Raw genomic sequence first — 1,194 nt, 5'->3', positions numbered from 1 at the left:
AGATCGTCGACCGAGACGAAGGTCGGCTCGCCGCCCATGGTGAGCCGCACGTCCGCGCTCGCGAGATCGCCGTCGACCTGCTCGCCGAGATCGTCGAGTCGCGCCCAGGATTCGTCGGAGAACGGCTTGGTGATGCGCGGCGCCTCGCGGATGCGCTTGACGCTCATGTCGAAGGCGAACTCGACTTCGGCAAAGCCGGCACCGCCGGAGATCGGCGCGGCCGAGCGATAATGCGGCGTCGCGGCCACCGGGATATGCCCCTCGCCCGCCAGCATGCCGGAGGTGGCGTCGAACCCGATCCAGCCCGCGCCCGGCAGGTAGACCTCGGCCCAGGCGTGCAGATCGGTAAAGTCGTTCTCGACCTCGGGCGGTCCCTCGATCGGATCGATGTCGGGACGGATCTGGATCAGGTAGCCGGAGACGAAGCGGGCGGCGAGCCCAAGATGACGCAGCGTCTGGATCAGGAGCCAGGCGGAGTCGCGGCACGAGCCGGCGCCAGAGGAGAGCGTCTCCTCCGGCGTCTGCACGCCGGGCTCCATGCGGATGATGTAGCGGACGTGCTTCTGAAGCTCGCGATTGAGATCGACCAGGAAGTTGACGGTGTTCGGGGCTTCGTGCGGGATCGTGTCGAGAAATTTCGCGAACAGGCGATCCGCCTTGATGGTCTCGAGATAGGGCGCCAGCTCCGTCTTCAGGTCCTTGGGATACTCGAACGGGAAGCTGTCGGCATAGGGCTCGACGAAGAAGTCGAACGGGTTGACCACGGTCATCTGCGCCGTGAAATCGACCTCGAATTTCAGCTCGGTCGTCTTCTCCGGAAAAACGTAGCGCGCCAGCCAGTTGCCCTGCGGGTCCTGCTGCCAGTTCACGAAATGGTTGGCTGGCGTGACCTTGAGCGAATAGCTCAGGATCGGCGTGCGCGTGTGCGGCGCCGGCCGCAGACGGATGGTCTGCGGGCCAAGATCGATCGGGCGGTCGTATTTGTAGTGCGTGACGTGGTGTAACGCGACGTAGATCGACACGGGGTACGGTGCTCCAGCAGCTTTTTTGAGCAGAACACCTGACGTCAGTGCGATCAAGCACTAACAACGGGCAGGCCGTGCCTAGGAAGTATCCCGGTCGTCCGGGGGCAATCGCACAAGACTTGAGAGTTGGCGCTCTACAGCCCCCACAGCGTCATGGCCGGGCTTGTCC

1 protein-coding gene is annotated in these 1,194 nt (G+C 64.2%); it reads right to left on the bottom strand.

Features of this window, described 5'->3' with window-relative positions:
* A partial coding sequence (locus AC1D00_RS41920; protein ID WP_477014748.1) for a transglutaminase family protein occupies positions 1-1,022 on the bottom strand: 1,022 nt, incomplete at its 3' end.
* Between the last annotated feature and the right edge of the window lie 172 nt (positions 1,023-1,194).

The sequence above is a fragment of the Bradyrhizobium sp. P2_E8 genome (assembly GCF_056403875.1).
This window is presented reverse-complemented; position numbering and strand designations above follow the sequence as displayed.